The following is a 19,386-nucleotide window of genomic DNA, read 5'->3' on the forward strand; positions in this document are numbered from 1 at the left end:
TTTCCTCTATTATCGCGATCTCGTTTTTCAACCCACGACCGGCTCCCTGCCGGATACCCCCAACAAGGCATCGACCCCCCTTTCGAAATCGGGCTGCCCGTAACGGACGAACTGTTCGGCCAGCGCCAGCTTGCCGGCAACCTGATCCATCTGCGCCACTTGCTTCGCCGGCCGTTCCAGGGCCCCTTGAACGTCGCCGAAATCGACCCGCAAGCGGGAAACGCCGACATTGCCCTTGGCATCGCGGATGGTGATCGTCAGCTCGAGCGGCTGGCGTTGTCCGGCTGGCGCCTGCCCGCTGAACGTCCCGCTCGCGGCGTCATACCGCATCCACGACGGCAAGGACCTGCCATTGCTCTGCCGCACCTCGACGCGGGTGGAGCCTGCCGCCGGGCTCACGCTGAAGATTCCGGATGGAAGGGCAAAGCCAAAGCTCTGTCCCGACAGCAGAGCCTGATTCACTTGCGGCAGACGCACCTCGATCGGCTGCGCCTGGTTGGCCTCGACCTGCAACAGCGGCGAGGACACGGCCGGCGTGGAGGAGGAGCCCGTACTCGGCAGCACCATCTCGATCCGGTCTGTCACAAGAATCGGTTCCCCCGCTACGGCGGGCACGGTCAGCGTTACTGCCGTCGGTGCAGATGCCGACACCGGCGTAGTACCGCTGCCGTTCAGAGCGGCCAGCACGATATTGGGCGTAATCGGACCAAGGTCGATGGGGTCGGAACCGATCTCCGGAACGGTAAGCCCGCCAGGATCGATACCGATGACGATCACCGGGTCGGGCGACACCAGCGGAGGCACTACCGAATAGCTTTCTCCCTCCAGACTGCTGGCAACCGCATTGCCCGCCACATCGACGATACCCGTGCCGCTGCCGTTCAGGTCGAGCCGCAACGTGCCGCTGCCACCGATATCGCTGATCGCCACGACGTAGGTATGGCCATCGACCTGGGTCACGCTGCTGATGCGGCCGGCGGCGCTGCCGCTGGCGAGCAAGGTGAAGTCGCCGGCATCGACGCCGCTGACGTCTTCCGAGAAGGTCACGGTGTAGCTGGCGCTGCTGTTGCTGGTCGGGCTCACATCCACCCTGGCGATAGCCGTGGCCGCAGGCACGACGGCATCTACCAGCACGCCGGAGGTCGAGCCGACGCTGTTGAGCGCCGTGACGGCGTCGTTGCCGACCGCGTCGCGGATCATGCCGCCGTTGAGGTCGAGGCTGGATGCCACGGCGATGCCGTTGTTGTCGAGCTGCCCGCTGGCCACCGTCAGGTGGAAGGTCAGCGCGTTGCTGCCGCTGCCCGACAGGTAGTCGGCGTAGACGGTGCCGCCGGTGTCGAGCGTCACCGCCAGGCGCGGCGTGCCCCCGCCACTGACGGTCACCGCTTCGGAGGTGGTAACGGTGAGGCTCAGCACGTCGCCGGCGTTGTACTGGCCATTGGCCGGCACGCTCACGCTGGCGACGCTCGGGATCACCACGTCGACCAGCACGCCGGAGGTCGAGCCGACGCTGTTGAGCGCCGTGACGGCGTCGTTGCCGACCGCGTCGCGGATCATGCCGCCGTTGAGGTCGAGGCTGGATGCCACGGCGATGCCGTTGTTGTCGAGCTGCCCGCTGGCCACCGTCAGGTGGAAGGTCAGCGCGTTGCTGCCGCTGCCCGACAGGTAGTCGGCGTAGACGGTGCCGCCGGTGTCGAGCGTCACCGCCAGGCGCGGCGTGCCCCCGCCGGTGGCGACCACTACCGCCTCGCTGAAGTTGACGGTGAAATCGAGGTGCTGGCCGGCCACGTAGCGGCCATCGGCGGGCACCCCGACGCTGGTGACGGTGGAGGCGTCGCGGTCGAGGCTGTAGACCGCGCCGGCGAGCCCGCCATTGAGGGCATTGCCGGCACCGTCCTGGATGCCGGTGCCGCTGCTCGCGAGGTCGAGCCGCACGCTGCCGGTGCCGCTCAGGCCGGTGACCAGTACGGTGTAGGTGTGGGCATCGACCTGGCTGACCGAGGCGATCGAGCCACTGGCGGTGCCGGTGAGGATCAGCCCGAAGTCAGCCGCATCGACCCCGCTGACGTCTTCCGAGAAGGTGACGGTGTAGCTGACCGCGCCGGCGTTGGTCGGGCTGGCGTCGACGCGCACGATGCCGCTGGCGCTGGGCGCCGTGGTGTCGACGAGCACCCCGCTGCCGGCGCCGACGTTGTTGAGGGCCAGCACCAAGTCGTTGCCGGCGGCGTCGCGCACGGTGCCGCCGTTGAGGTCGAGCGTGCCACCCACGGCGATGCCGTCGGCGCCGGTGTCGCCGGCCTGGACGGTGTACTGGAACAGCAAGGCGGTGCTGCCGGAGCCCGACACGTAGTTGGCGTAGACGGTGCGGCCACCGACGGTGAGCGCCAGGCGCGGCGTGCCGCTGCCACTGACGGTCACCGCTTCGGAGGTGGTAACGGTGAGGCTCAGCACGTCGCCGGCGTTGTACTGGCCATTGGCCGGCACGCTCACGCTGGCGACGCTCGGGATCACCACGTCGACCAGCACGCCGGTGGTGGAACCGACGCTGTTGAGCGCCGTGGCGGCGTTGTTGCCGACCGCGTCACGGATCGTACCGCCGTTGAGGTCGAGGCTGGATGCCACGGCGATGCCGTTGTTGTCGAGCTGCCCGCTGGCCACCGTCAGGCGGAAGGTCAGCGCGTTGCTGCCGCTGCCCGACAGGTAGTCGGCGTAGACGGTGCCGCCGGTGTCGAGCGTCACCGCCAGGCGCGGCGTGCCGCCGCCGGTGGCGACCACTACCGCCTCGCTGAAGTTGACGGTGAAGTCGAGGTGCTGGCCGGCCACGTAGTGGCCGTCGGCCGGCACCTCGACGCTGGTGACGGTGGGGGCGATGCCGTCGATCAAGATAGCGTGCTGGCCAGCGATGGACGCGGCGCCGCCGACCGTCGGCAGGGTCAGCAGTGCGTCGAGATGAGTGGCGCTGCGGATGGTGCTGCCGTTGAGCGCCAGCGCGGCGGTCGAGGCATAGTCGAGATCGGTGCTGACATTCCCCGCCTGCACCGTGTAAGCGAAGGTCAATGTGGCACTGCCCGAGCCGGAGACATAACTGGCCGCACGATCGGTGCTGCCGGTTTCCAGCAGCAAGGTCGGCGTGCCGGCCGAGGTATCGACGTTGACGATCTGATCGAAGGTGATCGTGGCATAGAGGGTGTCGCCGGCCTTGTAGCCACCGTCGGCATTGCTGACATGGACGGTCGAAACCACCGGGTTGATGCGGTTGACGGTAATGGCGATCGTGTCGGTATCGGTCTGCGTCCCGCCACTGCCGGAGAGGCCGAGGTCGCTGGTGGTGATCTGCAGGCTGGCCGGGCCGTTGTAGCCGCCGGTCGGCGAGAAGATCATGCCTTGCAGGGCGAGGTTGATGCTGGCGATGCTTCCCTCGAAGGTCATGGTCGAGTCCGATGTGCCGGACCCCACCGAGAAGCTCAGCCCCGAGGTGCCTCCCAGCATGAGCAGGCCATGAGTCGCCGTCAGCGTTACCCGCACCGTGCCGCTGCCGGCATCCACGTCGCTGATCGAAATGGCGTTGCCGTTGCCGCTGCTGAATACCAGGTTCGCATCCTGATCGACGCTCGCCGTCGCCGGCGCCGTGTTGACCGGGGCATCGTTGACCGCGGTCACCGCCAGCGTCACCGTTGTGGCCGCCGCCTCGCTGCTGCCGGTGCCGCTATTGCCAGGATCGGCTCCGGTGCTGCCGCCGTCGTCGATCGCCACGGTCAGGACGACGTTGCCCGTCGCATTGCTCGCTGTGGTAAAGCTCACGTTACTGGCGGCGATGAAGGCGTTGATGTCGGCGATGGTACCCGCCAATGTCAGCGTCCCCGTCCCGCTGCCGCTCACGGTCACGCCGCTGCCGCTGATGGCGGAGAGCGCCCCCGAGGCGACAGACAATGTCGCGGTAGCCGTGCCGCTGCCCGCATCGACGTCGGCGAAGCTGATGCCGGTCAGTGCGGTGCCGACGTCCTCAGTCACACCGATACTGGCCGGCGCGGAGATGGTCGGCGCATCGTTGACGGCGGTGACCTGCAGCGTGGTGGTCTCGCTATCGCTCTGCGCCCCGCCGCTGCCGGTGTTGCCGCCATCGTTGAGGGCCGCCGTGAGCGTGACGTCGCCAGTGGCGTTGCTGGCCGTGGTGAAGGAGACGTTGCTGGCCGCGATGAAGGCGTTGATATTGGCCACCGAACCGGTCAGCGTGAGCGCCGAGCTGGTGCCGCCCACAGTCACGCCTCCTCCGCTGGTGGCGGACAGACTGCCGCTAGCCACGCTCAGGGTGGCCGTGACGCTGGCGCTGCCGGCATCGCTATCGCTGAAACTGATCCCGGTGAGTGCGCTGGCTGTGTCCTCGGTCACCGCGATGCTGGCCGGCACGGTGACAATCGGCGCATCGTTGATGCTGGCGACGCTGACCGACTTGGTCACGGAGGCACTGCCGGTGCTGCCGTCGTTGATCGTGAAGCTGACCGTGCGGGTGGAAGTATTCGGCGTCTCGGCCGTGTTGGTGTACGTCACCGCGCGCAGCGCGGCCTGCCACTGGGCTTGCGTGGCGGTGGCGCCGCTGGAGGTCAGCGTCAGCACACCGGTGCCGCTGTTGTAGCTGGCGCTGATATTGCCGTAGCTGCTGCTGGAGGTATTGCTGAAGGCCAGCACGTCCTGACCTGCCTGGAAGTTGCCGGTGATCGACACAGCCGCGCTGGCCAGCGTACCGCTGTCGAGATCGGACAGGATCAGCGCGTTATCAATGACGACGGGAACCGAAGTGGCATTGTTGCCTTCGGTGAAGGCCGTCGTCCCAGCACTGGCGCTCAGGATGGGCGCATCGTTGGTGCTGGCTACGGTGACATTGCGGGTGGCAGCACTGCTGTCGGCGCCCCCATCGTTGACGACGAAGCTGACGACACGGGTCGCCGTGTTGGGGGTATCGGAGCTGTTGGTGTAAGTGACGGCGCGCAAGGCGGCTTGCCACTGGGCCACGGTGGCGGTAGCGCCGCTGGAGGTCAGCGTCAGCACGCCCGTGCCACTGTTGTAGCTCGCCGAAATATTGCCCATCGTGCTGCCGTCGTTGCTGAACGCCAGCACGTCTTCCCCACTCTGGAAATTGCCGGTGATCGATACCGTGGCGCTGGCCAGCGTGCTGCTGTCGACATCAGACAAGGTCAGCCCGCTGTCGATGGCAACCGGCGTGCTGGTGGCATTGTTGGCCTCGGTAAATGCGGCACTCCCACCCGAGGTGGTGACAGTGGACGCATCGTTGACCGCGCTGACGGTGAGGCTGGCCTGCGCCGTCCCGGTCGAATACGCGCTGGTCCCGCCGTTGGTGGTGGTGTCGGCGGTCTGGCGGGTGCTGTTGGTCGACGCGCTGCCGCTGGTCTGATCCCAGCCACGGAAGGTGAAGGTGGCGGTCTCGCCGTTGGCGGCATCCGGCACATAGCGGACGCGGCTGCTGCTCGACAGCAGCAACGCCGCGTTGCCGGCGACGCTACCCACGCTGTTCCAGGTGGTGCCGTCGGTGGAGTACTGCCACGTGCCGTTACCGGCCGTGGCGGTGATGGCGATACCCGACAAGGCGCCGGCATCGACGTCGCCGAAAGTCAGGCCAGCCAGGATGGTGGAGACCAGCGTGCCGCTGGAAGTGGTGTTCTCGTCGGTGCCGGCAAGCACGTAGGAGCCGCCCGACAAGGTGGGCGCATCGTTCACGGCGGCAACGCCAACCGTGGCCGCCACCGACAAGCTGGAGGCGTCCACGCCGCTATTGCTGGTGCCGCCGGTATCGCGAATGCCGGTCAGTGTCACGACGCGGCTGGTGGTACCCGGCGCGTCGCTGGTGTTGCGGTAGCCAAGACCGTCCACCAGCGTCTGTGCCGCCGACACGCTGATACCGCCCGCTTTGCTGACGGTGACGGTAGCCGTGCTGCCGGTCACGCTCACCGAGACCATCATGCCATTGGTTGCGGTGGTGACCGAATTGCCGTTGGTGAGGACGACATCGCTGCCGTCGACGCTGAGAATCTCGCTGCTGCCATCAGCCAGATTGGCGATGGTGAACGTGAGCTGGTCGATGCTCTGCCCTGCCTCCACCGTGCCGATGCCGACGCTGCTGAACAGATCGACCGCACTGCCGCCTTCGGTATAGGTCGGCGTGCCGCCGGTGGCGCTGAGCGTCGGGGCATCGTTGACGCCGGTGACGCTCACCGTGACGTCCGCATTCGAGCTGGTGCCGCCGTCGCCGTCGTTGACGGTAATGCGCACCGTGCGGGTAGCGGTATTGATATCGCCGCTATTGCTGTTGGCGTAGGTCAGGTTGCGCAGCAGGGCCTGAGCCGCCGTGGCGGTGGCATTACCGTTGAAGGTGACGACCAGGTCGCTGGTGCCCGTACCGCCGCTGAAGCTGCCGATGGTGACGGCGCCCGCTCCGAAGTTGTAAGTGATGTTGCTGCCGGATACGCCGATCTGGCCGCTCCCCGTGCCCTCATTGCGCACGGCCAGCACGTCCTCGCCGGCCACACGGTTGGCGACGATAGCGACGGTGACATTGCCGCCATTGAAATCGGCCGAGTCGGCATCGGTCAGCAGCGCGTTACTACCCGAATCCAGCAGCACGACGCTGCCACCCTCGGTGTAACCGACGCTGTCACCGCCCAGATTGCTCACGACCGGCGCAGCGTTGATCGGCGCGGTCAGCGTGACATCGTTGCCGGTGCCGCCGATGTAGCTGGCCGCCAGGACGGTGCCGTTGCCGCCGGCGGTTTGCGTGCCACCTTCCGCCAGACCGGAGAACGTACCGGTGACGGCGTCGCTGCCATCGTTAGTAATGATCGTATAGGCATCGCCGTTGCCGGGGGTATAGCTGTGGGTCACCGACAGGGTCGCGCCGGCAACGGCGACGGTTCCCTTGACGTCCACCACGTCGTAGCCCGAACCGGCGGTCGTACCCGCAATGTCGACCGCCAGCGTGCCGCCCGAGGCGACAGTCAGATTGCCGTTCACGGTGAGCGTGCCTGCCCCACCACTGCCGGGCGACAGCGTGCCGCCGCTGTTGACCGTCAAGGTGTTGCTCGAGCTGGTCGCGAAGATACTGCCTGTCCCGACCAGCGTGGCGCCCGAGGCAACGGTCACGGCCGAGGTACCGGACAACGCGCCGGTGACCGCCAGCGTGCCGGCCGAAACCGAACTGGCACCGGTGTAGGTATTGGTTCCAGACAGGGTCAGGGTGCCGCTGCCGGTCTTGGTGACCCCGCCGCTGCCGGAGAGAATGCCGGAAAACGTGGTGGAGGTATTGTTGCCACCGGCAGTCAGGGTGTTGGCGCCCAATGCCACATTGCCGGCCCCGGTCAGCGAGCCGATGGTTTCGCTTGCCGAAAGCTGGAAGGTAGCGCCCGACGACACCGTCAGGGCGCCGCTGTCGACAATGGCCGAGCCCCCGGATACGGCAAGCGTGCCCGCCGAAACAGTCGTGGTGCCGGTGTAGGTATTGCTACCGGACAGCGTCAGCGTGCCGGCGTCGGTCTTGTTCAGCGCCGAACTGCCGCTGACCACTCCGCTGAGGGTCAGCGTGCTACCGGATGCGGCGCTGACGTTGGCATTCGCTCCCAGAGTGACAGCACCGCTCACGGTACTGCTGCCACTGATCAGGTGCAACGCGCCGTAGTCGATGCTATCCACCGTCTTGCCGGTGCCAGACAGGGTGAGCGCATCGGCGATGGTCAGGCTGCCGCCAAGGCGCAGCGTCGCGCCGTCGTTGACAGTGGTGCCGCCGGCAGAGCTGCCAAGTGCGTTGTTGTGGCTGGCGAGCAGCGTGCCGGCCTGCACCGTGGTGGCGCCGGTGTAGGTGTTGTTGCCGCTCAGTTGCAGGATGGCCTGGCCGGTCTTGGTCAGGCTGCCGCTGCCGGAGACGACGCCAGAGAGTTTGAGGATGTTGCGGCCGCTACCGCCGATGACATCGATGGTGCCGCCGGATGCGCCCAGCGCCACCGCGTTGTCTATGGTGGTGGTCACCGGGGAACCGGCGGAGCCTCCGCTGACCAGTGTTGACAACGTGCCGCCATCCAGCGTCAGCGTGCCGGAGGACAGGTAGTCGTCGTTGTCGATGCGCAGGGTGCCGCCGTTGACGCTAATGCCGCCGGACATGCTCTCCTCGTTGCCGTTGCTGGTCAGCGCCAGCGTGCCGGCGCCGGTCTTGGCCAAGGAGCCCGTGCCCGCCAGGGTGCTGGAGATGGTCGCCGTGCCGCTGGCATTGCTGAAGGTCAGCGTGGTGCCCGAGTTCAGCCAGATGCTCGCGGTGGTGCCGCCGTAGATGTTCACACCGCTGGCAGCGTCAGCATTGAGGGTCAGGCTCTCGTTGAGGATCAGGTTGCCGGCCAGCGCCACCGTCTGGCTGGCGAGGTTGCCCGCCAGGATCAGCGTCTGGCTGCCGGTACTGTCGGCGGCGGCGATCGCCACCGCCTCGCTGAAGCTGACGCCGTTGGTGCGGTCGATGGTCGCCGTATCGGTGATATTGGTGACGTAAATGGTATCGCTGCTCACCGTGACGTCGGCGGTGGTGCTGCTGGTGCCGTCGCTGAGCGTAAAGCGCACGGTCGCGTCGCCGGCCGGGGTGTCGTTGCGGTAGCTGACATGGCGCATCACATCCTGTACCAGCGCCGTGGTGGCTGCGGTACCGCTGCTGGTGAAGCTGATGCTCAGCACACCGCCGCTATTGGTGTAGGTGGCGAAGGTCAGCCCACCCGATTGCAGGTTGCTGCCGCTGACCGTGAAGCTGGCACCCGAAGTGTCGAAGCCGAAAACATCGGACGTGATGGCGGTGCCGGAACGCTGGACCGTCAGGCTCGCGCCCGCCCAGTCGCCGTTGCCGCCGCCCAGCGCGCCCAACTCGGTGTCGGAAAGCGTGGCATTGCCGCCCGAATCGAGCAGTACCGTGCTGCCGACCCCGGCCCAGGCGACGCTGTCGCCATTGAGATTGGAGAGCGTCGGAGCGGTGTTGCTGGTCACCACGATGTTCTTGTTGGCACCGAGCGAGCCCGCCGCACCAGGACTAGCCAGTGTCAAAGTAGCGTCGTTGCCTGCGGCGTCGCGGATGGTGCCGCCGTTGAGCGAGAGCGCACTCGTGCTGAGGTAATCGAGGTCTGCGCTGGTATCGCCGGCCTGCACGGTGTAGGTGAAAGTCAGGGTATTGCTGCCGGAGCCGCTGGAATAGTTCACCACACGGTCGGTACTGCCGGTTTCCAGTGTCAGCTGCGGCGTGCCGGTGACGGTGACCGCTTCGCTGAAGGTGACGGTGATGGGAATGACATCACCGGCCTGGTAGCTGCCGTTGGCTGCGCTGGAGGAAGCCGAGGAAACGGTCGGTGCCGTGGTGTCGATGATGATGGCTTTGCTGGCGCCGAGCGAGTTGGCCGCACCCGGGCTGGCCAACATCAAAGTGGCGTTGTTGCCGGCGGCGTCCTTGATAGTTCCGCCGTTGAGCGCCAGTGCGGAGGTGCTGAGATAATCGAGGTCGGCGCTGGTATCGCCGGCCTGCACGGTGTAGTTGAAAGTCAGCGTATTGCTGCCCGAGCCACTGGAATAGTTCACCACACGGTCGGTACTGCCGGTTTCCAGTGTCAGCTGCGGGGTGCCGGTGACGGTGACCGTCTCGTTGAAGGTGACGGTGACAGCTATCACGTCGCCGGTCTTGTAGCTGCCGTTGGCGGTGCTCGACGACACCGCCGAGACGGTGGGCGGCGTGGTGTCCGACGCGAGGATGCTGATCGAGGTCCCGATGCTGGAGGTGGTCGCGCCGGCATCGTCCCCGCTCCAGTTGCTTGAACTGGCCATCCTCGCAAGCCAGTCGGCCGCAGTCGCCGCGCTGGTCGGGCCGGTGTACTGGAAGTTGTCTTTCTGCGGATTGAGGCCGATGGCATTGGTACCGTTGCTCAGCCCGTTCTGGCTGCCGGTTCCGCCCGGCAGGCGGGAGCCGGGCAAATACTGGGGGGTAGCAGAGGAGACGGATGTATTCCAGCCGCTACCGTCCACGCTGCCGGTTGACGAGTTCCAGCCGAAGATGAAGTACGGGTTGGTATCGTTGTCCTGGTATATGAAGAGATTTTCGCCGGTGAGAATGAGAGGGTCGGTCACAGTAGTCCAACCAGAGCGGGACAGCTGCGAAGAAAGGTTATTGCCGGTCGTAACATTGGTCAGCGTATCGGCCTGGTCGCTCCCCCCCAGAAACAGCGAGAAGACTGTACCCTTGGAAATGCTACTGCTCAACGTCCAGGTCAGTATCCCTTCCGCCGTGGTCGTATTGAATACATTGTCATTGTTCCAACCCTGGTCGGTGATCTTGAGCACGGTGCCGGCGGGCAGGTCAACGAAGGTCACGAAACGTATCGTATCGGTTAGTAAATTGACACCTATCACCGCCAGATCGCCGGCATTCAGCGTCGCCAGCTCGTGCTGGTAGTCGCGGGCGCTGTCGGCGGTCAGCACGGTCGACGCCTCGATGCTGCCAGTACTGCTCTCCAGCGTCCAGTTGCCGCCCTGCGCGGCGTCGCCGGTCCAGTCGGTGGACGCCGCGATATCGGCCCGGGTCAGCGCCGCCAGCTGGCTGAGGAAGGGCTGGCCCTCGCTGCCGGCCGCCACGTTGCAGCCGTAGAGCAGGATGTCGCCGTCGACGCTCAGCGCCGCGCCGATCTGCTGCAGCTGCGCCGCGTGCTGGTCCAGCGTGTTGGCGGTCAGCCAGGTGGCGCCGGCCTCGACGCCGCCGCGCTGCCCCTCGGAAATCAGGTGGATGGCGTCCAGTCCCTGCCGCCCCTGCAGGTAGGCCGCCATCTGCGCGAAGCCGTCCGTGGCCGGATCCAGCACCACCACCTCGGCACCGGCGGGCAGCGCCTGCAGCAGCTGCTGGTAGTCCTTCACGCCGGCGTCGACGAACACCACCTCGTTGCGCTGGATAGGCGCCGCGGCTGGCGGCTTGGCCTGGTCGAGCAGCGGGAGCACCGGCTCGCGGGCCGCCTCGTGCGGCTGGGAGGCAGCATCCGTCGCTTGCTGATGCAGGTCGACCACGGAGGCTGCCACTGCCGCATCGAACATGACACGCGGTTCCAGCGCCAGCATGCCGGCGGAACACGGCTGGCGGTTGCATCGAGTGTCGCGTTTGGAATGTGCCATGTTGAATCTCCCAGACAGAAGCAGCGGATAGCCCCGGCCGCGCTGGCGGCCACAGCAGCTAGTTTTTTATCATAATGCCAGCAGCGAGACATTGATTTTGGAATATTCGGAGCCGTCCATGAAAAAAGGCACAGGGTTTGTCCTGAGCCTTTCGTGCCGGCGGCGTGTGCCGTGCCGTCAGCTGCGCGTCGGGTAGAGCCCCTGCACGCAGATGATGTAGTGCATCGCCAGGAAGGGGTCCTTCGCGTTGACGGGGACATTGCTGCCGCCGGCCACCCCGGCGGTCAGTGTCACCATCGGTTGACCCTGGGACGGCTTCTTGTAGATGTTGGGCGCGCCACCCGTAGCGCTGTCATTGGTGGTGGCCAGCATCCCGCCGGTCACCGGCTCGGGGCTGTCCGCCGGCAGCGTGGAGGCCTGCATCACCACCGGGAACTGGGGCAGGTTGCCGGCCTGCAGCTGCAGCGAGCCGGCATTGGGATTACCCCCGACCTGGCCGACCTGGTAGACGTTCGAGCCGAGGGTGCCGGCGCCCAGCGCCCCACGGCCGCGCAAGTCAGGCAGGTTGAAATTGGTGGTCGCATTCCCACCATAGGTGGTGCCGATAATCGAATACAGCGCCTCGTTGCTCTGAATGGTCAGTTGCTGGCCCTCGCAGAACATCCAGCCCTGGGGTGCAAACAGCCCTGCAAACAGCTTGATCTCACCGATATAACCGTCCATGCCTGCTCCTTGTCGTCGAATTGAACACCAACGTCATGCAATGCAAATTGAATATAACAAGTACAAATGGAAATACAAAATAATTTTTACTAAAAAATAAATTGTTCGTTTGATTTATACGAAATCGAGTAGGAGGCGGCCCGCCGGCCTCTCACGCCACCGTACGTACGGTTCCGTATACGGCGGCTCATCAAACACACTGGAAGCTCTGCCGACTGTCCAGCAGCAAGACCAGATCCAGTAGACTGAACCATTTATTCGGGCAGGCTTCGTTCATGTGCCGCGCCCCCGCGTTCCACCATGGCCCGCGTTGGTTGGTCGCAGAGCGCCATGCCCGTTCTTCGCTCAGCCCCTTCTTCTGCAGCACGCACGCGTGAACGGCCGCTTCCACTGACGCCACAGGATGTGGCGCATTTTCCGACGTATCCACCCATCCACTTCCTCCAGCACACCCCGTCCTTCGGACAGCCGGTAGTACGACATCCAGCCGCGTAGCACAGGAGCCAGTGCGTCGATCGTCGCCACAAGGTTGCGGACCGATCCGCACCAGCTCGCGCACCCGAGCCTTCAGCCGCTCGAGACTGCTCGGGGCAATCCGGATATGGGTTTGCTTGTGCCAGGTGAAGCTGTAACCGAGGAACTTCCGTTCCCACGGCCGGGACACTGCGCTCTTGTCGCGGTTCACCTTCAGACGCAGCTCGCCTTCGAGGAAGGTGGTCAACTCCGCCATCAAGTGCTCCATTCATCCTATTGATCTTTCTAACCCCAGGCACTACACCCATACGTCATACCAGCGACATTCCATCAATTCGCCTCGCACCTGACATCGGCATCCCCAGTATTAATATAACAAATGAATAGGACAATGGAGTTTATTTTTATAGTAAAAATTCCGTTTGCGTTGATCATAAGCAAAAGTGTGCAACCCTCTCTCTCCCGACAATCAGCATGAGACGTAGGACAAAACACTCTTGTGGCAAGCCGAATTGAAGTAACCCCATTCGCAGGGTTGTGTCGGTTGACCTTTAACAAAAAGCTGGCCAATCATGGACTTGGTAAACGCCGAACAAGCGGCCTCCCGCATCTGAGGCCCCTGCCGCCGAGTTGTCCTGCCTTTGCCACACCCGCCGGCAGCGATGTAGTGAAACGGCTGGGGATCTGATCGTGGAAAGGGCCGGGTCTGATAAGCTGTCACATTTTTGATCCCGGCAGCACATCATGAATCTGGAATATTTCGGCTACCTGGCCGCTTTTCTCACCACTGCCAGCTTCCTGCCACAGGTGCTGCACGCGCTGCGCGCACCCGACCTGAGCGGCATCTCGCTGTCGATGTACCTGATGTTCGTCAGCGGCGTGGCGTTGTGGCTGACCTATGGCATCCTGCTGGGTGCCGGTCCGCTGATCGTCTCCAACGCCATCACGCTGTTGCTGTCGTCGATCATTCTGGGATTGAAGATACGGGAAGAGATGAGGCGGCGGGATGAACCGACCCGCTAGAGCGGACGACTAAGCGGCACGCAGCGAACCGCGCTGATGCAGCAAGGTATGCACGCCCGTCAGCAACACCGCGAGCCAGATCGGCCCATAGGTCAGCAAGCTATCGGCCGACAGCGGCTCGCCCAGCAGCGTCACCGCCAGCACGAACAACAGCACCGGCTCGACGTAGCCGAGAATGCCCAACAGCCCGAGCGGCAACAGCCGGCCGGCAACCAGATAACACACCAGCGCCACGGTGCTGATGAGGCCCAGCCCCGGTAGCAGCAGCCAGAACCGGGGCTCGGCCAGGACGCCCCAGCCCGCCTCGCCCAGTTGCCACAGCAGCACCAGCGCCACCGGGCTCATCGCGGCCAGCTCCAGTACGAAGCCGCTGACCGGCTCCAGCTTCGACCAGCGTCGCAGCACGAAATACGGCGGATAGCCTATCGCCACCAGCAGCGTCGGCCAGGCGAAAGCGCGCGTCAGCCACAGCTCGTGCGCCACCCCCAGCATGGCGCAGGCCACGGCCAGCCATTGCAAACGGTACAGCCGTTCGCCGTACAGCAGGCAGCCGGTCAGCACCATGGTCAGCGGCAGCAGAAAATAGCCCATCGACACCGCCATCGCCTGCCCATGCAGCGGAGCCCACATGAACAGCCACAACTGCGTCGCCAAGAGCGCCGCCATCGCGGGCAGCGCCAGCCACAGCGCGGGCTCGCTTCGCAGCCGGGCCAATTGCCCCCGCAACGACGACCACTGACCGCGCACGGCTACCAGCAGCAGCACCCCGGGCAAGGTCCACAACACCCGCCAGGCGTAGATCGCCAAGCCGTCCAGCGGCTTCAGCAACGTGGTATAGCCGGACAGCAGCGCGAACAGTACCGATGCCAGTACCGACAGCATGACCCCCTTGCCGGACAGAGGCTGAGAATGAGGCATGACCTCTCCAGAAAGCGGCGGCCGCCACCGCCCAAAGCCTGACGTTGTAACACCGACGCCGGGCTCCCGGCAAATGAGCCCGGAGACGCCAAGCCAGGTCGAAGAGCATACGGGAAGGTCAGCAAGAGCCACAGGCATGAAATACCCCCTCACGAAGAGGGGGTCAGTCAGTTACCGGCAAAAATCACGCATCAAGGGCCGACAGCCCGTTTCGGCCCGCCACGACTGGACACCCGTGCCGCCACCATGCTCTTGACGTGACGATCGAGCACCACCACCAGCCAGCCCATCGCCAGGAAAGCCAGCGCGAGGAAAGCCGAGTTGACCAGCACCCCCTCGTAGCCCAGGCGCAGCACGTTGAGGAAGGGGTAGGGATACAATCCGACGAACTCGCCCCGCAGCAGCGTGTAGGCCAGATAGCCTCCGGGGAAAACCAGCCAGACCAGCGCATCACGCCAGCGCAGCCGGGCCGGAGGCACGAACAGCACCCAATGGATGAAGTAGCCGATCGGAATCACGTCGTGCAGCAGCACGTCCCCCAGCCAGCGCCAGCCGGTCGGATTCCACAAGTGGCGCAGCAGGAGCGCGTACACCACGCCGACGATGGCGATATACACCAGCGAGGCCGAGCGCACCGTCGGCCGCAACAGGAAATGTCCGAAGCGCGATTGCGGTCGCAATCGCGGCACAGTCAGCCCGGCCGCCAGGAACAGATTGGTAAGAATGGTGAAATAGCTGAAGTAGTTGAACACCGTCCACTGCCACGCCACGCCCAGTTCGAGCTCGGCCATCACGCCCAGATAGAGTTGCAGCGCCAGCGCGAACCAGGCCAGTGACAACAGCATCAGCTCGTACACTTGTCTTGTTTTCTCGTTTTGCATGATACGCCCCCCAGCGTAGCAAGACCCGACCTCCTCTCGGCGGGCTACGCTATATAAAGCATAGCCAAGCCACATCCGGCTGGCGGTCAAAACCAGGGGAGTTGCACCGATGACCATCGCCCTCGCCGTGCACGGTGGCGCCGGCCCGATCAGCCGTGCCGATATCGACCCCGAACGGGATGCCGCGCTACGCACCGGACTGGCAGCGGCGCTCGATGCCGGCTACCGCCTGCTGCAGGCTGGTGGCAGCGCGCTCGACGCCGTCACCGCGGCGGTCGCGCTGCTGGAGGACGACCCGCTGTTCAACGCCGGGCGCGGCGCGGACTTCACCCTGGACGGCACCGTCGAACTGGAGGCCGCCATCATGGACGGCCAGACCCAGGCCGCCGGCAGCGTCACCGGCGTCAGTGTCGCCAAGAACCCGGTCAAGCTCGCCCGCCGGGTGATGGAAGCCTCGCCGTGCGTCATGCTCGGCTTTGCCGCCGCCGACACCTTCGCCCGTGCTCAGGGGCTGGAGTGCGTCGCACCGGATTACTTTTTCACCGAACAACGCTGGCAGGCGCTGCAGCAGGAAAAGGCCCGCCTGGCCGCCGGCCAGGAGAGCATGAAGCACGGCACCGTCGGTGCGGTGGCGCTGGACAGCCAGGGGCGGCTCGCCGCCGCCACCTCCACCGGCGGGCGCGCCGGCAAGTGGCCCGGCCGCATCGGCGACAGCCCGCTGATCGGCGCCGGCACCTGGGCCGATCAGCACTGTGCGGTATCAGCCACCGGGCACGGCGAATACTTCATCCGCGCCGTCGTCGCCCACGACATCGCCGCTCGCCTCGCCTATGCCGGGCAGACGCTGGTCGAGGCCACCGACAGCGTGGTCAACGGCACCTTGCTGGAACTGGGAGGCAGCGGCGGCGTCATCGCCGTCGATGTACAAGGGCATATCGCCACGCCGTTCAACTGCGCGGCCATGTACCGCGCGATGGTGGATGGCGAAGGACGGCGCGAGCTGGCGCTGTACCGCGACGAGCCGTCCGAGGCGTGAAAAGGACACGTCGCTCAGCCACCGAACTTCAGCAAGATCACGCCGGACATGATCAGCAGCACGCCGAGGTAGCGCAGCAGCGACGAGGCATCGCCGAAGAACATCACCCCGACCAGAAAGGTGCCGGCCGCGCCAATGCCGGTCCATACCGCGTACGCCGTGCCCATCGGGATGGTACGCTGCGCCTGATACAGCAGAAAGCCGCTCAGCGCCATGCAGGTGATGGCGAAGGCGATGCCTTTGACGGTATGGCCGCTGTTTTGCGCCATCTTCATCCCCAACGGCCAGCCCACCTCGAACAATCCCGCCATCGTCAGAAAGATCCAGGGCATGTTCTTCTCCTTATGCTCGTTGATGATCGCCGCGGGCGGCGCACGGTTCAGGAAGCCGCCGCGCCGTCGATCAGCGCGTGCAGGCTCCGTACCACGTGTTCGCGTTCGGCCTGGCTGAAGCCGACCAGCCCAAACAGCTCCAGAAACACCATCCCCTCGATCGCCAGGAAGGCCGTCAGCGCCCGATCGTCGGGCAGTGCAGCACGAATCCGCGGCAAGTGGCGGGCGTAGAAATCCTGCATCGGCGCCAGCAGGGTCGGATTGTTCATGGCGGCAGCCAGCATCGCCGCAGCAGTGCGGTGGTCCTGCCCGGTCAGCCCCAGCACCGCATCGATGTAGGCCTTGAGATGGGCCAGCTCCGGTTTGATGCCCTCTGCCGGCCAGCAACGCTCGATCTCCTCGTCGTAGCGCCGCACCATCCGCTCCATCAGCGCCTGGATCAGCGCCTCCTTGGTGCGGAAGGTGTAGAGCACCCCGCCCTTGCTGACCCCGGCCTCCGCCGCCACCGCGTCGATGGTCAGGCGGGCGACGCTGTCGCGCATGATGACCCGCTCGGTGGCGTTAAGGATGCGGTCCGGTTCGATGGTGGAAGTCCGCCCCATGGGTTACCCCTTAATTTATCCGTCTGGACGGTATTTTATTAATGCTTGAAACAAAAGGCAATCTCGACCCAAGCGACGCAGCGTGCACGCAACACCCTGTCCCCTGGCGCCCAAGACGCTACCCGCCTCGCCTCCCCAGCGTCGGGCCGACACGGCGCTTCGATCGCCTCAGCCACCCACCCCGCCCCGCGTCCCGACTTGCGGGTCGGCTGTTTAACGGCTTGGATGAATACAAGTCCCGCGCCAAGGAGAGGCCATGCTCATCAACTGCGTCGCCTACCAGAACGGCCAGAAGCTGGCCGACCTGCCCATCGATCAGATCCACGACTACCTGGGCCGGCCCGACTGTTTCGTCTGGGTGGCGATGCTCGACCCGGATGCCGACGAGCTGCAGCACATGACTGACGAATTCCAGCTGCACGAACTGGCCGTGGAAGACGCCCGCCACGGCCACCAGCGTCCCAAGCTGGAGCAATACGACGACATGCTGTTCTGCGCGCTGCAACTGCTCGAAACCGACGACGCCGGCGAGCTGCAGGTGGGCGAGATGGACCTGTTTGTCGGCCACAACTACGTGCTGTCGCTGCGCAGCCATTCGCAGCAGGGCTTCCGCAACGTGCGTGCGCGCTGCGAGCGCGAGCCGCATCTGCTGCGCTACGGCGCCGGCTTCGTGTTCTACGCCCTGATCGACTCGGTGGTCGACCGCTACTTCTCAGTGGTGCACAAGCTCGAAGACGAGCTGGAGGAAATCGAGGAACGGCTGTTCACCCAAGGGGGCGCCGGCCGGCAGACCATCCAGGACCTGTACCGGCTCAAGCGCAAGCTGGTCATCATCACCCACGCCGTGGTGCCGCTGAATGAGGCGGTGGCGCGGCTGCACGGCGGACGTGTACCGGACATGTGCCGGCCGGTACAGGACTACTACCGCGACGTGGACGATCACCTGTCGCGCATCTCCCGTACGCTGGACTCGCTGCGCGACATGCTGGCCACGGCGATACAGGTCAACCTGGCGATGATCTCGCTGGACGAATCGGCCGTCAGCAAGAAGCTGGCCGGCTACGCCGCGCTGTTCGCCATCCCGACCATGATCGCCGGCATCTACGGCATGAACTTCCAGTACATGCCCGAGCTGAAAGCCAGCGAAGGCTACCCGCTGGCGCTGCTGGTGATGGTGGTGCTGGATTTCCTGCTGTGGAGGCGCTTCAAGCGCGTGGGCTGGCTGTAGACCATCACCACACCCGGCACTTGAAACCGCCGTCGATGCCCCCATTAATACCGGGATTATTCCGCGCACGCACTCACGCGGGCGTATTCACCGACTCGATCAGGACTCCCTCATGGCCATTACCGTAAACGGCGTTGAAATTACCGAAGCAATGGTGCAAGCCGAGCTGGCAAACCAGGCAGATGCCCCCAGCCCGCGCGACGCCGCCGTGCAACAACTGATTCTGCACGAACTGCTGCTGCAAAAAGCCAAGGCCAGCGGCCTTGACACCAGCAACGAAGGCCAGGCCATCGGCGCCCTGCTCGACAAGGAACTGGCGTTCACCCCGGTCGACGAAGCCACCTGCCTGGCGTTCTACAACGAACACCCGGAACAATTCCGTCAAGGCGAAAGCGCCCAGGCCAGCCACATCCTGTTCCCGCTGGGTCAGGGTGACGAACTCTCCAACATGCTCGCCAAATCCAAGGCCGAAGGCGTGCTGGCCGAAGTGCAGGCCAACCCGGCCCGCTTCGCCGACCTCGCCCGCGAACACTCCACCTGCCCGTCCGGCAAACAGGGCGGCGACCTCGGCCAGTTCGGCCGCGGCCAGATGGTGCCGGAATTCGAACAGGCCGTGTTCAGCACCGAAGCCGGCCAGATCACCCCGAACCTGGTCGAAACCCAGTTCGGCTACCACATCATCCAGGTCAACGCTCGCCAGAGCGGCGGCCAGATCGCCTTCGAAGACATCAAGGAGCGTCTGGGCCAGTACCTGAACGAAATGGCCGGCCGCCAGGCGATGCACGAATACCTGAGCAAGCTGGTGGAAGAAGCCAAGATCGAAGGCTATTCGATGACGGCGCAGTAAGCCGGCCGACAGGCGGAAGCACGAAACCGGGCGAGATGCCCGGTTTTTCTTTGTGCCTCACGTACTTGGTCGGCAAGCGGCCTCGCGTCGCCGCCGATCACCCTTCCCCTCCGACGCAACACACCGACACTGCCTGCGCCT

11 protein-coding genes are annotated in these 19,386 nt (G+C 65.2%); 4 read left to right on the plus strand and 7 right to left on the minus strand.

The annotated features are described in order from the left end of the window. Window positions 1-27: 27 nt before the first annotated feature. From PSEMAI1_RS20910 to PSEMAI1_RS22515, 3 genes are all read right to left on the minus strand, one after another. On the minus strand, window positions 28-11,181 hold the full coding sequence (locus tag PSEMAI1_RS20910; protein ID WP_084612688.1) for a DUF4347 domain-containing protein: 11,154 nt from the start codon (window positions 11,179-11,181) through the stop codon (window positions 28-30). Between the two features lie 177 nt (window positions 11,182-11,358). Then, window positions 11,359-11,904 carry a phage tail protein gene (locus PSEMAI1_RS0112445; protein ID WP_024303188.1) on the minus strand — a complete coding sequence of 182 codons (546 nt, stop codon included), beginning with the start codon at window positions 11,902-11,904 and terminating at the stop codon, window positions 11,359-11,361. Window positions 11,905-12,249: 345 nt separating this feature from the next. Continuing rightward, window positions 12,250-12,387, minus strand: a complete 138-nt coding sequence (locus PSEMAI1_RS22515) for a group II intron maturase-specific domain-containing protein (protein WP_369793196.1) — start codon at window positions 12,385-12,387, stop codon at window positions 12,250-12,252. A 735-nt stretch (window positions 12,388-13,122) separates the two neighbouring features. Here PSEMAI1_RS22515 and PSEMAI1_RS0112455 point away from each other — a divergent pair. Further along, the gene (locus tag PSEMAI1_RS0112455) at window positions 13,123-13,401 is read left to right on the plus strand and encodes a SemiSWEET transporter (protein WP_024303189.1); all 279 of its coding nucleotides are present in this window, start codon (window positions 13,123-13,125) and stop codon (window positions 13,399-13,401) included. Between the two features lie 9 nt (window positions 13,402-13,410). Here the strand turns inward: PSEMAI1_RS0112455 and rarD are convergent, their stop codons facing one another. Then, window positions 13,411-14,319 carry an EamA family transporter RarD gene (gene rarD / locus PSEMAI1_RS0112460; RefSeq protein ID WP_024303190.1) on the minus strand — a complete coding sequence of 303 codons (909 nt, stop codon included), beginning with the start codon at window positions 14,317-14,319 and terminating at the stop codon, window positions 13,411-13,413. 191 nt (window positions 14,320-14,510) lie between these two features. Beyond that, window positions 14,511-15,200 carry a Pr6Pr family membrane protein gene (locus PSEMAI1_RS0112465; RefSeq protein WP_024303191.1) on the minus strand — a complete coding sequence of 230 codons (690 nt, stop codon included), beginning with the start codon at window positions 15,198-15,200 and terminating at the stop codon, window positions 14,511-14,513. Window positions 15,201-15,309: 109 nt separating this feature from the next. Between PSEMAI1_RS0112465 and PSEMAI1_RS0112470 the strand changes: the two genes are divergently transcribed. Further along, window positions 15,310-16,236: an isoaspartyl peptidase/L-asparaginase family protein gene (locus PSEMAI1_RS0112470; RefSeq protein WP_024303192.1), complete on the plus strand. Its 927-nt coding sequence runs from the start codon at window positions 15,310-15,312 to the stop codon at window positions 16,234-16,236. A gap of 14 nt (window positions 16,237-16,250) precedes the next feature. Here the strand turns inward: PSEMAI1_RS0112470 and PSEMAI1_RS0112475 are convergent, their stop codons facing one another. After that, a complete protein-coding gene (locus PSEMAI1_RS0112475; protein WP_024303193.1) occupies window positions 16,251-16,568 on the minus strand; it encodes a multidrug efflux SMR transporter in 318 nt (105 codons plus the stop codon). Between the two features lie 47 nt (window positions 16,569-16,615). Further along, window positions 16,616-17,170 carry a TetR/AcrR family transcriptional regulator gene (locus PSEMAI1_RS0112480; protein ID WP_024303194.1) on the minus strand — a complete coding sequence of 185 codons (555 nt, stop codon included), beginning with the start codon at window positions 17,168-17,170 and terminating at the stop codon, window positions 16,616-16,618. Between the two features lie 256 nt (window positions 17,171-17,426). Here PSEMAI1_RS0112480 and corA point away from each other — a divergent pair, with 256 nt between their 5' ends. Together corA and PSEMAI1_RS0112490 are read left to right on the plus strand one after the other, a co-directional pair. After that, window positions 17,427-18,398 carry a magnesium/cobalt transporter CorA gene (gene corA, locus PSEMAI1_RS0112485; protein ID WP_024303195.1) on the plus strand — a complete coding sequence of 324 codons (972 nt, stop codon included), beginning with the start codon at window positions 17,427-17,429 and terminating at the stop codon, window positions 18,396-18,398. 112 nt (window positions 18,399-18,510) lie between these two features. Next, on the plus strand, window positions 18,511-19,245 hold the full coding sequence (locus tag PSEMAI1_RS0112490; protein ID WP_024303196.1) for a peptidylprolyl isomerase: 735 nt from the start codon (window positions 18,511-18,513) through the stop codon (window positions 19,243-19,245). Window positions 19,246-19,386 lie beyond the last annotated feature (141 nt).

Source organism: Pseudogulbenkiania sp. MAI-1, assembly GCF_000527175.1.
In the GTDB taxonomy this organism is placed as follows: Bacteria; Pseudomonadota; Gammaproteobacteria; order Burkholderiales; family Chromobacteriaceae; genus Pseudogulbenkiania.